Origin of the sequence: Actinomycetospora chibensis, from assembly GCF_028737215.1 — a bacterium.
GTDB classification, from domain to species: domain Bacteria; phylum Actinomycetota; class Actinomycetes; order Mycobacteriales; family Pseudonocardiaceae; genus Actinomycetospora; species Actinomycetospora chibensis.
The window spans coordinates 112,528-132,445 of sequence record NZ_JAQZAM010000006.1 but is presented as its reverse complement, the minus strand read 5'-3'; the positions used below and the strand labels follow the sequence as shown (position 1 = coordinate 132,445).

At 74.1% G+C, this 19,918-nt stretch carries 17 protein-coding genes and 1 tRNA gene; 11 read left to right on the top strand and 7 right to left on the bottom strand.

Annotated elements, in window-relative coordinates; genetic code table 11:
* Positions 1 to 14 precede the first annotated feature (14 nt).
* From PH189_RS11055 to PH189_RS11045, 3 genes are all read right to left on the bottom strand, one after another.
* Positions 15 to 860: an oxidoreductase gene (locus PH189_RS11055; RefSeq protein WP_274188833.1), complete on the bottom strand. Its 846-nt coding sequence runs from the start codon at positions 858 to 860 to the stop codon at positions 15 to 17.
* A gap of 31 nt (positions 861 to 891) precedes the next feature.
* Entirely contained in the window at positions 892 to 1,629 is a 738-nt protein-coding gene (locus PH189_RS11050) for a transglycosylase SLT domain-containing protein (RefSeq protein ID WP_274188832.1), read from the bottom strand.
* Positions 1,630 to 2,102: 473 nt separating this feature from the next.
* Positions 2,103 to 3,041, bottom strand: a complete 939-nt coding sequence (locus PH189_RS11045; protein WP_274188831.1) for an alpha/beta hydrolase — start codon at positions 3,039 to 3,041, stop codon at positions 2,103 to 2,105.
* Between the two features lie 47 nt (positions 3,042 to 3,088).
* On the opposite strand from PH189_RS11045, the gene PH189_RS11040 reads away from it, so the two are divergent.
* The 4 genes from PH189_RS11040 (at position 3,089) to PH189_RS11025 (ending at position 5,321) form a co-directional block, all read left to right on the top strand.
* Complete coding sequence (locus PH189_RS11040) at positions 3,089 to 3,967, top strand: aminoglycoside phosphotransferase family protein (RefSeq protein WP_274188830.1); 879 nt, start codon at positions 3,089 to 3,091, stop codon at positions 3,965 to 3,967.
* Between the two features lie 70 nt (positions 3,968 to 4,037).
* Positions 4,038 to 4,406, top strand: coding sequence for an ArsR/SmtB family transcription factor (locus PH189_RS11035; protein ID WP_337994081.1), 369 nt, complete (start codon positions 4,038 to 4,040; stop codon positions 4,404 to 4,406).
* The gene (locus tag PH189_RS11030; RefSeq protein WP_274188828.1) at positions 4,406 to 4,885 is read left to right on the top strand and encodes an SRPBCC family protein; all 480 of its coding nucleotides are present in this window, start codon (positions 4,406 to 4,408) and stop codon (positions 4,883 to 4,885) included. The genes PH189_RS11035 and PH189_RS11030 overlap by 1 nt, the downstream gene beginning before the upstream one ends.
* Positions 4,886 to 4,922: 37 nt before the next feature.
* Entirely contained in the window at positions 4,923 to 5,321 is a 399-nt protein-coding gene (locus PH189_RS11025) for a DUF6841 family protein (RefSeq protein ID WP_274188827.1), read from the top strand.
* Positions 5,322 to 5,343: 22 nt separating this feature from the next.
* Here the strand turns inward: PH189_RS11025 and PH189_RS11020 are convergent, their stop codons facing one another.
* Positions 5,344 to 5,853: a GNAT family N-acetyltransferase gene (locus PH189_RS11020; RefSeq protein ID WP_274188826.1), complete on the bottom strand. Its 510-nt coding sequence runs from the start codon at positions 5,851 to 5,853 to the stop codon at positions 5,344 to 5,346.
* A gap of 121 nt (positions 5,854 to 5,974) precedes the next feature.
* A tRNA-Gly gene (locus PH189_RS11015) sits at positions 5,975 to 6,048 on the bottom strand.
* Between the two features lie 257 nt (positions 6,049 to 6,305).
* On the opposite strand from PH189_RS11015, the gene PH189_RS11010 reads away from it, so the two are divergent.
* Positions 6,306 to 6,896, top strand: a complete 591-nt coding sequence (locus PH189_RS11010) for a hypothetical protein (protein WP_274188825.1) — start codon at positions 6,306 to 6,308, stop codon at positions 6,894 to 6,896.
* 193 nt (positions 6,897 to 7,089) lie between these two features.
* The gene (locus tag PH189_RS11005; RefSeq protein ID WP_274188824.1) at positions 7,090 to 8,811 is read left to right on the top strand and encodes a diguanylate cyclase domain-containing protein; all 1,722 of its coding nucleotides are present in this window, start codon (positions 7,090 to 7,092) and stop codon (positions 8,809 to 8,811) included.
* Between the two features lie 8 nt (positions 8,812 to 8,819).
* Here PH189_RS11005 and dcd read toward each other — a convergent pair whose 3' ends face one another.
* Together dcd and PH189_RS10995 are read right to left on the bottom strand one after the other, a co-directional pair.
* Positions 8,820 to 9,398, bottom strand: coding sequence for a dCTP deaminase (gene dcd / locus PH189_RS11000; protein WP_274188823.1), 579 nt, complete (start codon positions 9,396 to 9,398; stop codon positions 8,820 to 8,822).
* A 116-nt stretch (positions 9,399 to 9,514) separates the two neighbouring features.
* On the bottom strand, positions 9,515 to 12,004 hold the full coding sequence (locus PH189_RS10995) for a heterodisulfide reductase-related iron-sulfur binding cluster (RefSeq protein ID WP_274188822.1): 2,490 nt from the start codon (positions 12,002 to 12,004) through the stop codon (positions 9,515 to 9,517).
* A gap of 455 nt (positions 12,005 to 12,459) precedes the next feature.
* Between PH189_RS10995 and PH189_RS10990 the strand changes: the two genes are divergently transcribed.
* From PH189_RS10990 to PH189_RS10970, 5 genes are all read left to right on the top strand, one after another.
* Positions 12,460 to 12,726 carry a hypothetical protein gene (locus PH189_RS10990; protein ID WP_274188821.1) on the top strand — a complete coding sequence of 89 codons (267 nt, stop codon included), beginning with the start codon at positions 12,460 to 12,462 and terminating at the stop codon, positions 12,724 to 12,726.
* Positions 12,727 to 12,731: 5 nt separating this feature from the next.
* Entirely contained in the window at positions 12,732 to 13,982 is a 1,251-nt protein-coding gene (locus PH189_RS10985) for a hypothetical protein (RefSeq protein ID WP_274188820.1), read from the top strand.
* A 61-nt stretch (positions 13,983 to 14,043) separates the two neighbouring features.
* Positions 14,044 to 17,256, top strand: a complete 3,213-nt coding sequence (locus tag PH189_RS10980) for an ATP-binding protein (protein ID WP_274189044.1) — start codon at positions 14,044 to 14,046, stop codon at positions 17,254 to 17,256.
* Entirely contained in the window at positions 17,253 to 19,259 is a 2,007-nt protein-coding gene (locus PH189_RS10975; RefSeq protein ID WP_274188819.1) for a hypothetical protein, read from the top strand. The genes PH189_RS10980 and PH189_RS10975 overlap by 4 nt, the downstream gene beginning before the upstream one ends.
* Positions 19,243 to 19,821 carry a hypothetical protein gene (locus tag PH189_RS10970; protein ID WP_274188818.1) on the top strand — a complete coding sequence of 193 codons (579 nt, stop codon included), beginning with the start codon at positions 19,243 to 19,245 and terminating at the stop codon, positions 19,819 to 19,821. The genes PH189_RS10975 and PH189_RS10970 overlap by 17 nt, the downstream gene beginning before the upstream one ends.
* Positions 19,822 to 19,918: the final 97 nt, after the last annotated feature.

Sequence of the window (19,918 nt, the reverse complement as noted above, 5' to 3'; positions counted from 1 at the left end):
GCTGCGGTGTCCGGCTAGCGCTCGTCGGGCGGGAAGTCGGCGCCGACGGCGACGTCGCGCCAGGCCCCGGCCTCGTCGATGCGCTGCGCCCAGAGCTTCGGGGCGAGGTCCGCCGCGAACTCGCCGAGCAGCAGACGCCGGGGCGGGTCGTCGGCGTCGACGACACGGATCATCGCCTCGCCCGCGCGGCGGGGGTCGCCGGGCTGGGTGAACGCGGACGAGCCGTCCATCGCAGCCCGGCGCGGCCCGAGGACGTCGTCGTAGGCGTGCATCGGCGTCGCGCGCACCATGCTGCCGCCGTTCCAGTCGGTGCGGAACGGGCCCGGCTCGACGATCGTCACGTGGATGCCGAAGGGCTCGACCTCCTGGGCGAGCGACTCCGACAAGCCCTCCAGGCCCCACTTCGTCGCGTGGTAGAGCCCGGTGTTGGGGAAGGCGCCGACGCCGCCGATGCTCGAGATGGGCAGCAGGTGTCCCCGGCGCTGGGCGCGCATGGTCGGCAGCACGGCCTGCATCGACCAGAGCGCGCCGAACAGGTTCACCTCGACCTGCTGGCGCGCCTCCTCCTCGGTGACCTCCTCGACCCCGCCGGCCAGGCCGTAGCCGGCGTTGGCGACGAGGACGTCGATGCGCCCGGTCTCGCCGGCGATCTCGTTGGTCACCGCGAACACGGCGTCGCGGTCGGTGACGTCGAGGTCGCGGGTCAGGAGCCGCTCGGGGTGCTTCGCGGTGAGGTCGTCGAGGGCGTCGGCGTCGCGCGCCGTGGCCACCACGCGGTCACCGGCCTCGAGCACGGTCTCCGTGAGGGCGCGGCCGAGCCCGCGCGAGGCGCCGGTGATCAGCCAGGTTCGTTCGCTCATGCTCCCGGCATACCCGCACCGGCACGGGATGTCAGTCGGCGAGGCCCAGGCCGTCGTCGGGGATCGCCGCGCCGCCGTAGCCGATGTAGTTGCCCGACGAGTTCCGCAGGCCGCCGGCCAGGACGTCGTCGATGCTGTGGTTCGCGATCATCGTGCGGACACCCGCGGTGATGTTGGCGACCGGGTCGAAGATGCCGCGGTCGGCGAGCTCGGGCAGCACCGCGTTCTGGAACGTCGTGTCGATGAGCTGCATGAGGCCCTTGGACGGGGTGCCGTTCGCCGCGTTCGAGTCCCAGTTGTTCACGGCGTCGGCGTTGCCGGTGGACTCGCGCATGATGATCTTCTTGACGCCGGGGGCCAGGCGCTGCGGCAGGCCCATGAGCCCGAGCGCCTTGGCGATCTGGCCGTCGAGGGTGCGCTCGTTGCCGGCGGAGTAGGGCCGCCCGAACTCCAGCGGCCCGTTCTCGCGCTCGTACTCGATCGACTTGAGCATCGAGGAGACGTCGGAGGCGTCGCCGGCGCTGGGCTCGTCGTCGGACGACGAGGAGGCCGCGTGCCTCGCGGTCCCGGTCGAGGTGGCCGGCATCGCGATCGGGCTCACCGAGCTCGAGTGGCCCGCCGTGCCCGCGGCGCGGTGCTGGGAGGCCAGGGAGAGCGCGGCCGTGGTCGACGCGGGGTCCGGCGCCTGCGGGGCTTCCGCGTCGGCGACGTGGGCCGTGCTGAGGGCCTGCACGGCGGGGAGGACCGCACCAGCGGCGACGGCGGCCACGAGGATGGTGCCGGGGGTGGAGCGCGGGGAGAACCGGGAGGTTCCGCGCGTCGTCGTCCGGGTACCACTCAGGGAGAACGGAACGGTGTCCGGCTCGCCTAGGCCGTGTCGGGGCACGGTCACCTCGCTCGTATCGACTCCAGGTCCGGCAGCGCAGTGGGGGAGCTGTCGCCGTGACCTATCCGTGATCGGACCGTCGCAACATAGCGAGCTTTCGGATGGCCGCGCCGAAGGGCTGGGGGGTCCTGAAGGCCTCGAACGGGCGTCGTCCCCGTGTCGTGGCGACGAGAGGTCCGACGGGCGGGACCGGGTCGCTCATGCGCACCCAGCCATCCCCGCGAGCGGGCTCCGGCGTGCGGCGGGCGGTCCATCGTCCGGTGGGCGGCCGCTCGACGGGCGGCCCGCGGACGCCCCAGGGCTCCACGACCCTTCGGCGCAGCGTGCCGCCGTCGGGCGGGTCCTGCGTGTCGGCCTCAGCCCGTGAGCAGGTCCCGGAGCGCGTCGAGGGCCCGGTCGCCCTCCGCCCGTGCTTCGCTCGACGCCACGGCGAGGCCGAAGTAGCCGTGGACGAGCCCGCCGCCCTCCAGTCGACGGACGGCCACGCCGGCGGCCTCGAGGGCGTCGGCGTGCGCCCGGCCCTCGTCACGCAGGGGGTCGAGCTCGGCGGTGGCGACGACGGCCGCGGCGACGTCGCGCAGGTCGCCGGCCGCCTCGGGCAGGGCCACCGACGGGTCGTGGCGCAGCGCGGGATCGGGCAGGTAGCGCTCCCAGAACCACTCCAGGTCCGCGCGGGTGAGGAACGGCCCGTCCGCGTTCTCCGCCACCGACGCCGACGCCATCGACGGGTCGAGCCCGGGGTAGAGCAGCAGCTGCGCGTCGAGCTGCGGGCCCCAGTCCCGGGCGAGCAGGGCGGTGCCGGCGGCCAGGCCTGCGCCTGCGCTGTCCCCGGCGACGACCAGACGGTCCGACGGCCGCCGGGCCGCGGCCCAGCGCAGGGCGGCGTGGGCGTCGGTCAGCGGCGCGGGATGCGGGTGCTCCGGGGCGAGCCGGTAGTCGACGGACACGACGGTCGCACCGAGATGCGTGCAGACCCGCCGCGCCGAGGCGTCGCCGGTCTCGAGGTCGCCGAGCACCCAGCCGCCCCCGTGCAGCCAGACCACCGTGACCTCCTGCCGCGCGCTCGCCGGCTCGTAGACGCGGACGGCGACGTCGGTCCCGGTCACGGCGTCGGACACCACGTCGTCGTGCACCGAGCCCACCTCGGTCACCGCGTCGCCGCGGCGCGCGAGCGCCAGGTCCCGGTAGACGCGGCGGGCCTCGGCGACGGTCTCGCGGCGCATCGGCAGCCAGCCGTCGGCCTCGAGGCGGGCGACCGCGGTCGCGATCTCGGGGTCGATGCGGGGGTCGGTCACGTCGGCATCCTCGGGTCTCCTCGCCGGTGCTCGCTACCGTGGAGATCGTGCCGCCGTCGCCCGCCGAGCGCCGCGCCGCCCGCTCCCGCGCCGCGCGGGCCGCCGCCCTGGCCGCGGCCCGCCGTCACGGCCTCCCGACCGACGCCCCCGTCGTCCTGGGCGACCAGTTCTCCGTGGTGCTCCACCTGCGACCCGCGCCGGTCGTCGTGCGCGTCCCCACCTGGACCGCCGACATCCGCGACCCGTACCCGCACGTCGCCGGCGACCTCGCCGTCGGGTCCTGGCTCGCCGGCCAGGGCGTCCCGGTCGCCCCGCCCAGCGCCGAGGTGCCCCCGGGCCCGCACCTCGAGGACGGGCACCACCTCAGCTTCTGGACCTGGGTCGAGCCCGATCCGGCCGCGGAACCGGTCGCCCCGACGACCCAGGCCGGGATGCTGCGGGAGCTGCACGCGGCGCTCGCCGCCTTCCCCGGCGATCTGCCCGACCTCGAGCCCATCGCCCGCGACATCGAGTCCGGTCTCGGGGCGCTCGCCCGCCATCCCGACCTGCTGTCCGCCGACGAGGTCGCCCGCCTGCGCGACGCCGCCGCGGAGCTGCTCCCGCGGGCGCGCAGGCCGGAGGTCGACGTCCAGCCGCTGCACGGCGACGTGCACGGCAACAACCTCGTCGTCGGCCGGCGCGGCGCCGTGTGGATCGACTTCGAGGAGGCCTGCCGCGGCCCCGTGGCGTGGGACCTCGGCATGTTCGGGTGGGACGCCGACGGCGTCGCCGCGGCGAGGGCGGGCTACGGCGACGTCCCCGGGCTCGCCACGTTCGCGCGGCTGCGGGCGCTGCACCTCGGCGCCTTCCTGCTCGGCCTGCGCGACCACTTCGGCGACACCGAGGCGTGGGACTCCTCGATCCACTGGTTCGTCTCGCTGCTCTAGTTCAACTCCGGGGTTGAACACTCTGGGGGTGAGGGGTACCGTCTTACTCAACCGCAAGGTTGAACAAGGAGTGGACGTGGACGACCAACTCTCGCGGGTGTTCTCGGCGCTCGCCGATCCCACCCGGCGCGACATGGTGGCTCGCCTGACCGCCGCGGACGCGACCGTCAACGAGCTCGCCGAGCCCTACGACGTCAGCGTCCAGGCGGTCTCCAAGCACCTCAAGGTGCTGGAGGAGGCGGGCCTCGTCAGCCGCAGCCGCGAGGCGCAGCGGCGGCCGGTCCACCTCGAGGCGGAGGTCTTCGACCTGATGACCAAGTGGATCGAGCGCTACCGACGTCGCGCCGAGGAGCGCTACCGCCGTCTCGACGACGTCCTCGCCGAGATGGACACCGAACAGCCGACCCCCCGACCCGACAGCGAACGAGGAGCTTCCTGATGAACACCACGACCCGCGAGACGACGATCGCGGCGGACCCGAACGCGCCGACCATCACCATCACGCGCGAGTTCGACGCCCCGCGCGAGCGCGTCTTCCGCGCCCACGTCGAGCCCGACCTCGTGCGACGCTGGCTCGGCCCGCGCGGGCTGGAGATGGACATCGACCGCTTCGACTGCGAGACCGGGGGGGCCTACCGGTACACCCACCGGGACGAGAACGGCGAGTACCGGTTCTACGGCTCGTTCCACGAGGTCCGGCCGAACGAGCGGATCGTCCAGACCTTCACCTTCGAGGGCTTCCCCGACGGCGTCAGCCTCGAGACGGTGACCTTCACCGACCTCGGCGACGGTCGGACCCGCATCGAAGGCCTCTCGTTCTACGACTCGGTGGAGACCCGCGACCTGGTGCTCTCCAGCGGCATGGACCACGGCGTGCGCGAGGGCTACGAGCGGCTCGACGAGCTCCTCGCCGGCTGAGGCCGGGCTGTGGGCGGTCAGTGGGCAGGATGGTGCCGTGACCTCCGAGGACGTCGAGCTCTGGTTCGCCACCTACCTGGACTGCTTCGTCGCGCTGGGGCGCGGTGAGCGGGACGACGTCGAGGCGATCCTCGGGTTCTACGGCGTCCCCATGCTGCTCAGCTCGCCGGGCGGCACCGGGTGGCTCCACGACGCGGAGCAGGTCGTGGGGGTCACCCGCGCGCAGATCGAGGGCCTGCGCCACGCCGGGTTCGACCGCACGGAGGTCGAGGCCTCCGTGACGGTGGTCCTCAACGACACCTGCGCCCGGTACGAGGCGCGGTTCCGGCGCCGCGCCGCCGACGACACCGAGATCGCGAGCTTCTCGGCGAGCTACCTCATCGCCGAGGGCCCCGACGGGCCGCGGATCGCCGCCCTGGCGGTGGGGAAGGCCTGAGGGGGAGCGGCCGCCGCGGGCCTCAGAGCTCGGCGAACGGCGCCGCGTAGCGGAAGAAGCCGCGCGGCGCCGGCCCGGCGAGCAGCCGGGCCTGGAAGGACGCTCCCCAGGCCGGGTCGGGCGCGACGATCCCGAGGTCGCTCGCCGGGCGGAACCCGAACCGGCCGTAGAAGGACGGCGCACCGAGCAGGGCGACGAGCGCCTCGTCGCGCCCCTCGGCGGCACCGAGCACCGCGTGCATCAGCGCCGAGCCCACGCCCCGGCCCTGCCACGTCGGGTGCACGGCGAGCGGGCCCAGGCCGAGGGCGGGCCGTCCGTCGACGTCGCCGCGGGTCGCGACGACGTGCCCGACGACCGGCCCGCCCGGCTCCGCCGCGACGAGCGAGTAGGCGGGCAGCCAGCCGGGGTCGTCGCGCAGCCTCGCGAGCAGGCCGACCTCGATCGGCTCCCGCCCGTCGTCCCCGGCGAAGGCCGCCGCGACGACCTCACGGACCACGTCCACGTCCTCGCGTCGTTCCCGTCGCACCAGCACCCGCGCAGGGTGTCGTGACGGGCGGGGCAGGGCAACGGAGATCCCGTCGATGCCTCTGGAACGAGAACGGCCCGCCTCCCGAGTGTTCGGGCGACGGGCCTGTGACCTGCAACGATGGTCGTGGAGCGAGTGACGGGAATCGAACCCGCGTATTCAGCTTGGGAAGCTGATGTTCTACCATTGAACTACACTCGCGCGTCGTCGGAGAGCGTACACGGCGGCCGTCCGGCCCGGTGGAGGGCCCGGTGCTCGGACCCCCTGAGTGACTACATCCGTGTGATTCGCCGCCCCATCACGGTGCGATCACGGATTGGACGCGACCAAGTCGCACACTGCGTGACGGGCCGTTGCGTCGTCGGGGTAGATCCCTCACCAGGCCCTGCAGCTGGGGCCGCGTCTCGTGTTGGCTGGTCAGCGACATGCCACACGAGACCCCGGCGGAGGAGGTCGAGATGACTGCCTGTGAGCAGCAGGACGGCCTTCTCCCCGAGCTCCTCGTCCTCGTCGCCTCGGTGGAGGACGCCGACGTCCTCGCGGCGCTCGGAGCCCGCGATCGGGAGGTCCTCCCGGTGCTCGTCGCCACGGGGCGCGACCCGATGGCCGTCGACGAGGCCCTCGACGACCTCGGTGCCCTCGCGGGTCGGGTGCTGATCGTCGACGACGCCGAGGCCGGCCCCGCCGCCGAGGCCGCCGTCCTCCTCCCCCGGATCGACGCCCTCGTGGCCGACGACCGTCCCGGCGCCGTCCTCGTGCGCGGCGGGTCGCCCACCGCGCTCGTCGCGGCCCAGGTGGCGGTGTGGCGCTCGGTCCCCCTCGTGGCCCTGCCGGTCGACGGGGGGACGGCCGTGGAGACCGCCAACCAGGCGGCGATCGCCGCGCTCGTGGCGACGCAGCACGCCGCGGAGATCGAGCACGCCAAGGGTGTCCGGACGGCCGACGTCCGCTCGGTGGCCGCCGCGCAGCGCCTCGTGCGCGAGCGGCTGGCGGCGACGGACGCCCCGCGGGTCCTCCGGCTGCCGACGGATCACACGTTGTCCGCCTGACGAAGGTCACCCAGAGCCATCACAGGGCCTTCGGTCATCACTCAGTGATGAAGTGCGCACAAAAAGTAGAGCCAGTACCCGCTCGCGGCTAACGTCATGCCCCGCAAGCCTGATGGACCTGGTGACAGGCGGCGCACCAGGAAGGCGGGGGTCGGTGAGGCGAGCACCCAGGTTGATCCACGAGGTCCAGCGGTTGGGCCTCACGGTGTCGATCGCTGCGCTCCTCATCGTGCTGCTCGTCGTCTTCCGGCTCGCGTGGTCCGTGGCGGTGACGGGGCCGACCGACGCCCGGCTGCAGAGCGGGCTCCTCGCGCTCGAGGACTCCCACCAGGCGATGCTCGACACGGACGCTTCGCTCCGCGGCTACCTCGCGACCGGCGACCAGTTCTTCGCCGACGCCGCGACCGGTGCCGCGCCCGCGCTCGCGGCCGCCGACACGCAGATGGTCAACCTCCTCGAGGAGCCCCAGCTCCGCCAGGACGTGCTCGCCCTCCTGCTCGCGCAGCAGCGCTGGCGCGCCGAGTGGGCCGACCAGGCCCGCCAGCTGCCGCCGCCCGGCGGCGCGGAGGCGTTCCTCAAGCAGGGCACGGCGCTCTTCGACGACTACCGCGCCCGCAAGGACGCCACTCGGGCGGACACCCTCGCGGCGATCGAGTCGGCCGACCGCAGCGCCGTGGTGAACCAGTTCGTCATCGGGGTTCTGCTGGCGCTGATCGGCATCGCGACGCTCGTCGTCGCCCTGCGCGGGCGGTACCGGCTGCAGCGCCACGTCGTCGCTCCGGTCGACGGCCTGCTCGCGTCGGTCCGCGGGATCAGCGAGGGCCGGCTGGCCCCACCGGAGCCCGTGCAGGGGTCCGCGGAGCTGGTGGCGCTGCGCGACGGGCTCGCCGACATGACCGTGGCCCTGCGTCGGCAGCGCGAGGAGGCGGCCGCCCAGGCCGAGCGTCTGCAGGCCCAGACCGACCGGCTGCGCACCATCCTGATCATGACCCGCGAGATCGCGGGCAGTCTCAACACCCGCTACGTCATCGACTCCACCGTGCAGGCGGCGGTCGCGGTCACCGACGGCCGGGTGCTGCTCTGGCTGCTCGAGGAGGACGGCAGCGGCCTCGAGCTCGCCTACGACTCCGACCGCGGCGCGGTGGCGCCCCTCGAGGAGCACTGCCACCTCGGGGTCGGCGTCGTGGGACGGTCGGCGCGCTACGGGCAGATCTCGCGTGGCGACCCCGACACCGGCGAGGACGCCGCCGTCGCGGTGCCGCTGGTCGTCGGTGCGCGGGTGATCGGGATCCTCGAGTGCTACGACTCGCCCGAGGGCGAGGTCGACGGCCAGCGCCTGTCGGCGGTCGAGATGCTCGCGACGCTGTCCGGCTCGGCGATCGAGGCCAGCCGCCTGCACGCCGCCACCGAGCGCCTCTCGCAGTTCGACCCGCTGACCCAGCTCGCCAACCGCCGTCGCCTCGGCGCGGACCTGGACTCCGCCGTCGCCAACGCCAAGCGCCACGGCTCGCCGATGTCGGTGATCATGCTCGACCTCGACCACTTCAAGGAGCTCAACGACCGCTACGGCCACCAGCAGGGCGACGTCGTGCTCCAGGAGGTCGCGAGCACCATCCGCACCGCCATGCGCGACGGCGAGACGGCCTACCGCTACGGCGGCGAGGAGTTCGCGATCCTCGTGACGCGGGGCGGCCCCGAGGAGGCGGCCCAGCTCGCCGAGCGCCTGCGCTCCCGGGTCGAGGCCGACTTCCGGCGCGGCGACAAGCAGCTCGTGACGGCGTCGTTCGGCGTGGCCGGCCTGCCCGAGCACGCGGGCGACGGCGAGGCCCTGCTCAGCGAGGCCGACCGGGCGCTGTACTCGGCGAAGAACTCGGGCCGCAACCGCGTGCACCGCGCGGGCGAGCTCGTCGGCTGAGGTCTCCGTCAGCGGGGCAGGCCGCGCCGGAAGTTGACGTACGAGCGCGACGGCGTCGGCCCCCGCTGGTCCTGGTAGCGCGAGCCGTAGACCGGTGAGCCGTAGGGGTGCTCGCTGGGCGAGGACAGCCGGAACAGGCAGAGCTGCCCGACCTTCATCCCCGGCCACAGCCGGATCGGCAGGTTGGCGACGTTCGAGAGCTCGAGCGTCACGTGGCCGGAGAAGCCGGGGTCGATGAATCCGGCAGTGGAATGAGTCAAGAGGCCCAAACGGCCTAGACTCGACTTCCCCTCCAATCGCCCGGCAACGTCGTCCGGCAGCGTGATGACCTCGTAGGTGGAGCCGAGGACGAACTCGCCGGGGTGCAGCACGAACGCCTCGTCCGGCGCCGGCTCGACCATGCGCGTCAGGTCGTCCTGCTGCAGCGCCGGGTCGATGTGCGTGTAGGCGTGGTTGTTGAACGTGCGGAAGTGCGAGTCGAGTCGCAGGTCGACGCTCGAGGGCTGCAGCAGCGTCGCGTCGAACGGGTCGAGCCCGACGCGCCCGGCCGCGATCTCAGCACGGATGTCGCCGTCGGAGAGCAGCACGCGGGGACCCTATCGGGCATCGGGACGGGGAGCCCTCGGGCCGGGACGAACGAACGGCGCCCCCGCTGCTCGAGAAGCAGCGAAAGCGCCGTTCGTGTCCCGCGGGGTGGAGCCGATCAGCTCTCGGGATTGCGCACGTTGGCCGAGGTGGCCGCAGTGTCCGGGTCGGAGTCGCCGACGCCGTCGGTCTCCGCGCCCTCGGTGGGCTGACCGCGCTTGACGGCCGCGAGGAGCATCTGCGAGACGTCCATGACCTCGGTGCCGACGGCCTTGGCCTCGCTCTGGCGCTCGGTGAGGCCGTCGGTGAGCATCACGCGGCAGAACGGGCAGCCGGTGGCGATCGTGTCGGTCTCGGTGGCGATGGCCTCGTCGACGCGCTCCATGTTGATGCGCTTGCCGATGTGCTCCTCCATCCACATGCGCGCACCGCCGGCGCCGCAGCACAGCGCACGGTCGGCGTGCCGGGGCATCTCCTTGAGCTCGGCCCCGGCGGCCTCCACCAGCTCGCGCGGCGGCGTGTAGACCTCGTTGTGACGGCCCAGGTAGCACGGGTCGTGGTAGGTCACGGTCTTGCGGGCCGGGGCGTGCCCGTTCCCGGTCGACCCGTGCCCGTTCGTCGACTCCTTCTCGGCGAGGGCGACCGGGGCGGGCGCGGCCTGGTCGGCGTCGTGGCCCTCGGTCGCGTGCCCGTTGGCGGGGATCAGTCCGCGCTCGGTGCCGTCGGAGTGCGGTCCGTGGTACTGCAGCCCCGTCACCGGCGAGATGTCGAGCTTGGCGGCCGGCACCGGCGACGCCTCGGGCGCGACCGGCACGAGCTTCTTCTCGCGCACCAGCTGGTTGAGCAGCTGGGTGTGGTGGACGACCTCGTAGTGGCCGTCGAGCTGCGGGTACTCGCGCCCGAGCGTGTTCATGCAGTGGGGGCACGTGGTGACGATCTTGCGCGTGCCCGGCTCGCGGCCCTCGAAGACGGCGTCGAGCATCTCCTTGGTCTGCATGGCCATCATCTGGAAGAGGAACTCGTTGCCCGATCGCCGCGCCGGGTCGCCGGTGCAGCTCTCCTCCTTGCCGAGCACGACGTAGTTCACGTCGGCGATGTGCAGCAGCTCGGCGACCGCGCGCACCGTCTTCTTGGCGTTGTCGTCGAATGCGCCGGCGCAGCCGATGAAGAACAGGTACTCGGTCTCGGGCGCGAGCTCGCCGTCGAACTCGGGCACGTCGAAGGGCAGGTCCTTCGCCCAGTCCATGCGCGAGGAGTTGTTCTGGCCCCAGGGGTTGCCCTTGTTCTCCAGGTTGCGGAACAGGACGCCCAGCTCGGCCGGGAACTCCGACTCGATCATGACCTGGTTGCGGCGCATGTCGACGATGTGGTCGACGTGCTCGATGTCGACCGGGCACTGCTCGACGCACGCGCCGCAGGTGGTGCAGGACCAGAGGACGTCCGGGTCGATGACGCCGAGGGACTCCGCGTCGCCCACGAGCGGACGGGTGGCCTGCAGGACGTCGGTGCCGCGGTGGCGCTCGTAGCCCGACTCCGGGACGCCGTGGGACTCGTGGCCCGGGTTGTCCGCGCCGGCCTGGGTGGCGGCGCCCTCGTCGGGCATGTCCTTGCCGCCGATCATGTACGGCGCCTTCGCGAACATGTGGTCGCGCAGGTCCATGATCAGCAGCTTCGGCGAGAGCGGCTTGCCGGTGTTCCACGCCGGGCACTGGCTCTGGCAGCGACCGCACTCGGTGCATGTCGCGAAGTCGAGCATGCCCTTCCAGGTGAAGTCCTCGATCTTGCCGCGGCCGAAGGACGCCTCCTCGGGCGGATCCTCGAAGTCGATCGGCTTGCCCTCGTGCTCGAGGGGCTGCAGGGCCCCGAGCGCCTTGGGCATGCGCTTCGCCGAGACGTTGATCGGCGCGATGAAGATGTGGAGGTGCTTCGAGTAGAGCACCACCACGAGGAAGATCAGCGCCACGGCGATGTGGAGCATGAGGAAGACGGTCTCGAGCACGAACAGCGTCTCCGGCGACAGCCCGGAGAAGAGGTACCCGGTACCGATCGAGGCCCAGGCGCCCGACTCGTAGGGCAGGTTGCCCGCCGCCGAGGAGGCGCCTCGGAAGGCGAACAGCGTCCAGACGACGCAGAAGATCAGGAAGAGGATCAGCCAGGCGCCGCCGGTGTGGGAGCCGTAGAAGCGGGAGGTCCGCGCGCGGCGCTCCGGGGCCTGCTGGATGCGCATGATCGCGAAGGCGATGATCGAGATCAGCACCATGATCGCGATGAAGTCCTGCAGGAAGCCCAGGGCCGCCCAGCGCCCGATCAGCGGGATGTGGAAGTCCTCGACGAACAGCGCGCCGTAGGCCTCGATGTAGACCGTCAGCAGGATGATGAAGCCCCACATCGTGAAGAGGTGGGCGAGGCCGGGGATCGACCAGCGCAGCAGCTTCCGCTGCCCGAACACCTCGACGAACTGCGCGCGCACCCGCCCGCCGAGACCCTCGGCACGCTTGGCATCGGGCTGGCCGGAGGAGATCAGGGTGTAGAGCCACCAGGCCCTGCGCGCGGCCACGACGGCCACGACCAGGGTCAGGGCGAGGCCCAGGACCAAACGGACGACCACGACGGGACCTCCCCGAGTGCCGGGTCGTGGTGGTGACCCGGTGAGAACAACGACTGCGTCGGCGGCACTGTAACCGCCGGTCGGGGGATCGGCGCCGCGAAGGGTGACCGAAGCTACTCGGCGGTAACTGGGTGTCGACCACACCATCGGGCGATGCTTTGCAGACGTGAACGTCGGCGGTCCGCGTCGGACGGTGATGACCGTCCGAGCGCTGAACGTCACTCCGGGCTCGTCCGGACCATGAGGGCGTGTCGCGCGCCCGATGCGGTCGCGGAGGGTGGACGATGCAGCGACGCCTGTGGGGGAAGGGAGTGCGGAACCGGCGTTCCGGCGCTTCTCCAGGGCGCCGCGTGTCGGGGCGAGGGAAGCTTTGAAACACCTCACCTGCCGTGTTTACTCAACCGGTCGAGAACGGGCCCCGGCACATCGATGAGCACGTCCGCAGGAGGACCGCCATGACCGTCACGTTCCTCGGCGCCGACCTGGTCGCGCAGGCCCCGGGGACCGGCGGGCTCCAGGGGTGGATCCAGGACAACATCGTCCCGCTGATCCTCCTGGGTATCGCGATCATCATGTTGTGGATCGGCGGTCGCGGTGACAACGCCGGCGTCGCCCGTCGTGCCATCGGTCTGATCATCGGCCTGATCGCGCTCGGCATCGCGCTCACCCCGGGTGCGGGGGCGCGTGTGGGCGCGTTCTTCGCCCAGCTCATCACGGGGTGACGCGGGTGCACATCCGCACCGACGACGACGTGTACCGCGTCGACGCCGTCTGGCTCGGCCCCCCGCGGGCGACCTTCCCCTGGCGTGCCCGCTACTCCGCCTACGGCGTGGGCCTGCTCGTCATGCTCGTCGTGATGTTCGTCCAGCGGCGCCTCGGCATCGACCTCGGCTTCTTCTCCGTCGCCTGGGCGCTGCTCATCACCGTCGCCGTGACGCGCTTCGTGTCGCGGCGCATCAACGACGAGCGCCCGCTCCTCGAGTGGCTGACGCTCTTCGTCCACGAACTGCGCGGTCCGCGCGCCCGCGACCGCGTGATCGGCGGGGCCCTCACCACCGGCCACGTCACGGTCCGCCGCGACCGTCCCCGCCTCACCGGCGCGCCCACCGCGATCGCGCTGCCCCGCGGCAGCGACCGGTCGGAGCGTGTGATCGCGCCGCAGGGACCCGCGGAGGCCGACGACTCCTGGGGCCCGCCGCCGCGGGACGACGAGGCGCCCGGCGAGCGGGCGGCCCACCCGGGCCGGCCCGCCGCGACCGAGGAGCCGGCGGCCGCCGCGCCTCCGGTCGCCGCTCCGTCGACCACCACGGCCCCGGCTCCCGAGCCCGCCCCACGGCCGCAGCGCTCCGCGTCCGCGCGGGCCGGCGAGCACCTCACGCCCGGCCTCCAGGACGCCGTCCCCTCCCACCGCCGCGCGGCGCGCGCCGCGCAGGAGCGCCGCACGCGAGCGCGGCGCTCGGGCTCGCCGGGGCGGGCGCCGGCGGCGCCGGACGCCGACTTCGGTCCGCCCTCCAGCGCGGACCTCGGGACCGGGGCCGCGAAGGCCACGTCGAAGAAGGTCACGACGACGAAGGCCACTCCGAAGAGGACCGCCCCCGACAAGGCCGCCCCCGAGAAGGCCGCCTCGAAGAGGACCGGCACCGAGAAGGAGTCCCCGGCCCTGCCGCCAGCAGCTGACCGGCGTGCCGGCGACGCCTCCGTCGCGGCGTGGACGGGCGTGGGCCGGGCCCGCCGCGAGGCCGTGCCGGCGCACCGGCGCACGGCGGCGGCCGCCGACGCCGACCCCGACCGCACCCAGCGACGCCCCAGCCGCCCGCGGCGCCGCCCGGGCTGGCCGATGTCCAACGAGCCGTCCGGCCCGTCGGCACCCGACGCGCCGTTTGGCCCGGGGACGCGCGGTAGCGCGGGGCGCCCTGAGAGCGGGCGAGGGAGCGGGCGAGGGGGCGACCGAGGGGACAACGGTGCTGCGCCGCGGTAGGGCCCGGGGCCCGTCCGACGGCGAGCCCCGGCAGCTCGAGTCCGGTCACCGCACGACGGGGCTGCGTCCTGCCACCGGCACGACGCAGGCGTCCGGCCGGCGCGGACGCTCCCTGCTGGGCGAGTCCCCGGCGCAGGGCTACCGCTCCGCGATCGCCCTGCGCGCCATCGACGGCAACCTCGCGCGCACCGCGTCGAGCGTCACCGCCTGGTACCGGCTGGCCCCGCAGCCGTGGAGCTTCCGCAGCGACTCGCAGCGCGAGACGCTGATCCGCCAGATCGCCACCCAGCTCGGCGAGCTGCAGGGCCGGTGGCTGCACGTCCGCGTGACGTCGCGGCCCTACCCGGTGGCGCTGTGGGCCGAGACGTTCGACCACAACGCGCCCGGCCGGCTGCCCGACGTCGCGGGCGCCCTGTCGTGGGAGGGCTTCCTCGAGGGCGAGCAGCGCCACCTCATGGGCCTGTCGATGTCCGACAAGGAGGTCTTCGTCGGCGTCGAGGTCTCGGGGCGCTCGATGGTCGACCGCTGGCTCGAGGGCGCCGCCCCGCTCCTGGGCCGGCTCATGCCCTCGGCGGCGACCGCGGAGCTCGCCGCGCTGGAGTCCGAGATCGCGCACGTCGAGGCGCTGGTGTCGCGCGCGGGGCTGGACGCGGTGCCGGCGACCGCCGAGGACATGGCGTGGCTGATGCACCGCTCGTGCTCGCTCGGGCTGCCCGCCCCCCGCACGGTGACGCCGACCTCGGGCGACCACTGGGAGACCGAGGACCTCGCGGCCTTCACCGACGGCGTCGCGCTGCACCAGGAGCCGTACGCGCCGACCGTGCAGGTCCTCGGACGGTTCGGCACGCAGCCGGTGCAGCGGCACGTCGCGGTGCTCTCGGTGGGCCTCATGGACGGGCTGCGCATCCCCGAGGCCGACGACCCCTGGATGCAGCGCAGCGACCGGCTGCCGTTCCCCGTCGAGTGGTCCGCGCGCATCTACGTGCGCAAGCCGGAGGAGGTCGCCGGCGAGCTGCAGCGCCAGATGGGCAAGGTGCGCAGCCAGATCCGGCACTACACGCACGACCACGACCTCGACCCGCCCATGTCGCTGTCGCGCCAGGCCGACCGGGTGCTGCAGATCGAGGACGAGCTCTCCGGCGGGCTCACGCAGCTCAACACCCGGGTCTACGGGTGGTGGCGCGTCGCGGTCTCGGGCCGCGACGAGGGCGAGGCGCTGACCCGCGCCCAGCAGGTGCTCGACCTCTACCGCCCGCGCGTGGCCATGGAGCACCCCGAGGCCCAGTACGCCTACGCCCGCGAGTTCATCCCCGGGGAGCCGCTGGCGTCGACGGCCTACCGGCGGCGCGGGTCGGTGACCTGGGTGGCGGCGGGCGTGCCGGCCGCGTCGGCGTCCGTGGGCGACCGGCGCGGGGTCATGATCGGCGAGACCTGCACGGCCACCCGCCGTCCGGTGGCGTGGGACCCGTGGATGGCCCAGGAGGTGCGCCGGGCCTCGGGTCTGACCGCGGTGGTGGGTGGTCTCGGCTCCGGTAAGTCGTTCCTCACCGGACTACTCGTCTACAAGACGCTGCGCGCCGGGGCCCGCTGGACGGTGCTCGACCCCTCCGGCCCGCTCGCGGAGCTGACCAAGCTCCCGGAGCTCGCGCCGTTCTCGCGGCACATCCACCTGCTCGGCGCCGACCCCGGCATCCTCAACCCCTACCGGGTGGTGGCCGAGCCCCGGCGCGACCACTTCCTCGACGAGGACGACCCCGACAAGGCCTGGCGCCGCGAGCGCTCGCTGGCCGCCGCGACCCGCCGGCGCCTCGTGCTCGACGTGCTCACCGGCCTGCTGCCCTTCGACGTGGCGCGCATGCCCCACACCCGGATCGTGCTGCTGCGCGCGGTGCGCGAGGTCGGCGGCGCCCCGGATCGCGATCCCGGCCAGGTCATCGCTGTGCTGCGCCGCCACGCCCGCGAGGGGGAGGAGCACGCCGACGTCGTCGCCGACTTCCTCGAGGAGCGCCGCGAGCTGCCCCAGGCCGCGCTGCTGTTCCCCGACGAGAACGCCGACCCGCGCGCCGACCCCTGGGTCGGTGAGGAGAACTACCGGCTCACCGTCCTGACGATGCAGGGCATGGCGCTGCCGCGCCCCGGGAGCCCCCGCGAGGAGTGGACCGACGGCGAGTCGCTCGCCGTCGAGCTGCTCAACCTCGCGTCCTGGCTGACCCAGCGCACGATCTACACCGCCGACCGGAACCTGCGGAAGGGCGTGGCGCTCGACGAGACCCACTTCCTGTCCCAGATCCCCACCGGCAAGGTGCTCATCGACCGTCTCGCCCGCGACTCCCGCAAGTTCAACGTCCGGGCGCTGTTCGCCTCGCAGCTCGCGGGCGACCTGTTGCGCGTGCCCGGGTTCGCGTCGCTGGTCAACGCGGTGTTCGTCGGTCGCACCGACGACGAGGAGGCCCAGGCCGAGGCGCTGCGCCTGCTCCGGGTGCCCACCGAGGTCGGCTACGAGGAGATGCTCGGGACGCTGTCCCCGCGCCCCCGCCACGACGACCGCCCGGACGACACCCCGCGCCAGTTCGTGTTCGCCGACGGGCACGGCGGCGTCGAGAAGATCCGGATCGACCTCGAGGGCCCGCACCTCGAGCACCTGCGCGAGACCCTCGACACCAACCCGGACGCCCGCCGGGTCCGGCCGCTGCCGTCGGCCCCCGTCGAGTCGCCCGCCGAGTCGCCGGTCGAGCCGTCGGCCGCCTCGGCGCCGTCCGTGCCGCCCGAGACCGAGGCGGAGCGCACCGGACCCGTGCCGGTCGTGCCCGTGGCGGGCCCGCCGCCCGCCCCGCCCGCCCCGCCGCGGCGCCCCACGACGCCGCCGCCGGGCACCGCCCGGGTGAGCCCGGTGACGCCGTCGCGCAACCCGATGGTCGAGCGCACGGTCGTCGAGGGCCTGGTGCTGGACGAGCGCCCGGACGACCCCGAGGCCCTGCCGCCCGGGCTCGACGACCTGGTGCCCGACCTCGACGACGACCTCCCGGAACCGCCCGCTGAGAACACCGGGACCACTGACACCACTGACACCACCGGGACCGCCGGGACCCCCGTCGGCGACGACGACTGGGCCGACGCCTGGGTCATGGACGAGGGCCCGGCCACCGGGGACGCGGTCGGGGAGCTGGCGGACGACGCCACCGTGACGACGCCCGCCGACCGCAGCCCCGGGCGGCGTGACGCCCCCGACCCCGGTGGCTGGGTGGGCGCCGGGCGCCCGGGGGACCCGGGGTGACCCTCGTCGTCGCGATCCTCGCCGCCGCCCTCGTCGTGGGGTGGCGGCGGTCCCGGCGCGCACAGCGCGCCCGGGACGAGCGTGAAGGTCGTCCGAGCCGCGGCCGGCGCCGGGCGCTCGTCACCGTCGTCACGCTGGTCACGGGCCTCGTGCTCGTGGGGCTGCCCGCCTCGGCGGCCCCGCTGGACTGCAAGGCGGCCCCGGACCCCGACCGGCCGGGGACGGGTCTCGTCGGCTCGCTCGACCCCGCGCCGCTCGGGGTGGGCGCCCCGGGCAGCGTCTACGACGAGGTCGGCTACGCCGGGCAGGTCTGGTGGACCTACGACCTCGGCTGCGGCCCGGGCGCGGCCCGCGACCCCGCGGCGGCCACGGACACGTGGCTGGGCAACCAGTTCTTCAACCTCGCCAAGCTCGTCGTCGGCGGCGTCAACTGGTCGCACTACCTCATCGAGCAGGGTTCGGGGCTGCTCAGCCCGCTCGACGGGATCGTGCAGGCCGGCACGCAGGCGATGTACACCGCGGTGTTCTCGACGTGGGTCGGCCTCGCGCTGATCGTGCTCGCGGCGATCCTGCTGGTGCTCGCGATGCGCGGTGACCTCTCGCGCCAGGCGCAGCGCGCCGGCATCGCGGTGATCGCCCTCGCGATCGCCGCCGCGGCGTACGCCGCCCCGGTGCGCTGGTCGAGCATGCTCGACGGCGTCCTGCTCGACGGCGTGACCGCGATGCAGCGGGGCTTCCTGGGCCAGGTCGGGGTGGGCGACGCCAACACCCTGCCCACGGTGCTCACCGACCAGATCGTCTACAACAACTGGCTGCGCGGGCAGTTCGGGTCCGCGGACGTGCCGCAGGCGCGTGACCTGGGTCGCGAGCTGCTGCGGGCGCAGACGTTCACCAAGCAGGAGGTCGCCGACGGCCAGGACGGGCAGGCCCAGGCGGACGCGAAGAAGCAGCAGTACACGGCCGTCGCCGACCGCGTGGGCGACCGCTACAGCTACTTCCAGGGCCGGCAGGGCTCGCGCACCGGCGCCGGCGTCCTCGCGCTGATCCAGGCCGTGTGCATCGGGCTGTTCCAGCTGATGAGCAAGCTGCTGATCCTCGTCTCGATGTTGATCATCAGGCTGCTCGTGATGGTCGCGCCGGCGCTCGCGCTGCTCGCGCTGCTCAAGCCCGAGGTGCTGCCCGCGACGCTGCGCGTCGGCGGGGCGGCGCTGGTCAACACCCTGCTCGTGGGGGCGATGGCGGGCCTGCACTCGCTGATGGTCATCGCGCTGTTCCGGCCCGGAGCCGGGGTCAACACCTGGCTCGCGCTGCTGGTCACCGGGGTGGTGACCGTCGTGATGTGGGCCCTCGCGCGACCGTTCCGGCGCCTCGCGGCGATGGTCTCGCTGACCCGCGACCAGATGAGCGGCTTCCTCCCGCCCGCCGGGACCGGGGCGCTGTCGCGCTTCCTGCCGGGGTCGACGTCGCGCCAGGACGACTGGTGGACCGAACGGCGCGGCACGAGCGGCACCGGCGGCGACGGCTGGCGCCCCGAGGGCAGCACCCCGGCGCGCACCGAGCCGGCGACCTCCGCCGCCGGCACCGACATCGTGGCGTCGGGTCCGTTGCGCGTCGACAGCGAGCGCGTCGGCCCCACCAAGGGCCACGCCGCCGATCCCGCGGCGGCGCTGGCCGCCCGCCGCGCCGCGCAGCGCGCGCTACCGGGCGGCACGTCCACGGGGATGTCGGGCGGCGCGCCCCGCGGCGACCGGGACGCGACCCCGGCGGCACGCGCCGCGGTCGGCGACGCCGACCGCAGCCTCTACCGCAGCGTGGCCGCCCGCAGCGGCGACGCGGGGGGTCCGCGTCGGCCGGTGCAGGCCGAGCTCGTGGACGGCGCGCCGGTGTACCGGGTCTACCGCCCCAGCCGGCCGGTCGGGTCGGGCTCCAGCACCCGCTCCTCGCGGACCGCGCGCACCCCGCGCTCCTCCGGCGAGGGAGGCGCGCGTGCCGATCCGGACTAGGCGCGGCCGCGCGGCGGCCTACCGGGCGCTCTGGGAGTGGCCCCTCCACTCGCCCGCGCGCCTGTTCGCGGTCCTCGCGGTGCTCGTGGCCGTCGTCGTCGGGTTCTCCTACCTCGGCGGGGCGGTGAGCGGGCCGAGCACCCCGGGCCGCGCCCTCGGGTCGGCGTCGACCACCGCCCCCGGTGCGACGTCCGGCAGCGGCTCGACACCGGTCACGGAGCTGCGCCCCCGCAGCCTGCCGCTGAGCGACGCCCCGCCGGTGGCGCTGGCCGTCGCGGAGCGGTGGACGCGGGCGTGGGCGACGCACCCGCCGGGCACCACGCCCGCGCAGTGGAACGCCGGCCTCGCCCCGTTCACCACCGACGAGTACCTCGCGACCCTCGCCGAGGTCGACCCCGCGAACGTGCCCGGCACGCGCGTCACCGGGCCGCCGCAGGTCGTCGAGGTCCGCCCCGAGGCCGTCCGTGTGCAGGTGCCCACCGACGCGGTGCGCCTGGAGCTGCTGATGGTGCAGGTCGCGCCGGGGGACTGGCGCGTGTCCGGCTACGACCGGGCGTCCTAGGCGGCCCGCGTGATCACCCCGCCCCGGCTCCCGCCCCGCCTGCGGTTCCTGCGCCTCCTGCTGCCCGTCGCGGCCCTCGCGGGCTTCCTCGTCGTCG

Bases quoted from the DNA above. Each gene is read 5' to 3' on its own strand.
- PH189_RS10990 (WP_274188821.1), top strand. From the start codon at position 12,460: ATGACCGTCACGTTCCTCGGCGCCGACCTGGTCGCGCAGGCCCCGGGG.
- PH189_RS11030 (WP_274188828.1), top strand. From the start codon at position 4,406: ATGAACACCACGACCCGCGAGACGACGATCGCGGCGGACCCGAACGCG.
- PH189_RS11055 (WP_274188833.1), bottom strand. From the start codon at position 860: ATGAGCGAACGAACCTGGCTGATCACCGGCGCCTCGCGCGGGCTCGGC.
- PH189_RS11010 (WP_274188825.1), top strand. From the start codon at position 6,306: ATGACTGCCTGTGAGCAGCAGGACGGCCTTCTCCCCGAGCTCCTCGTC.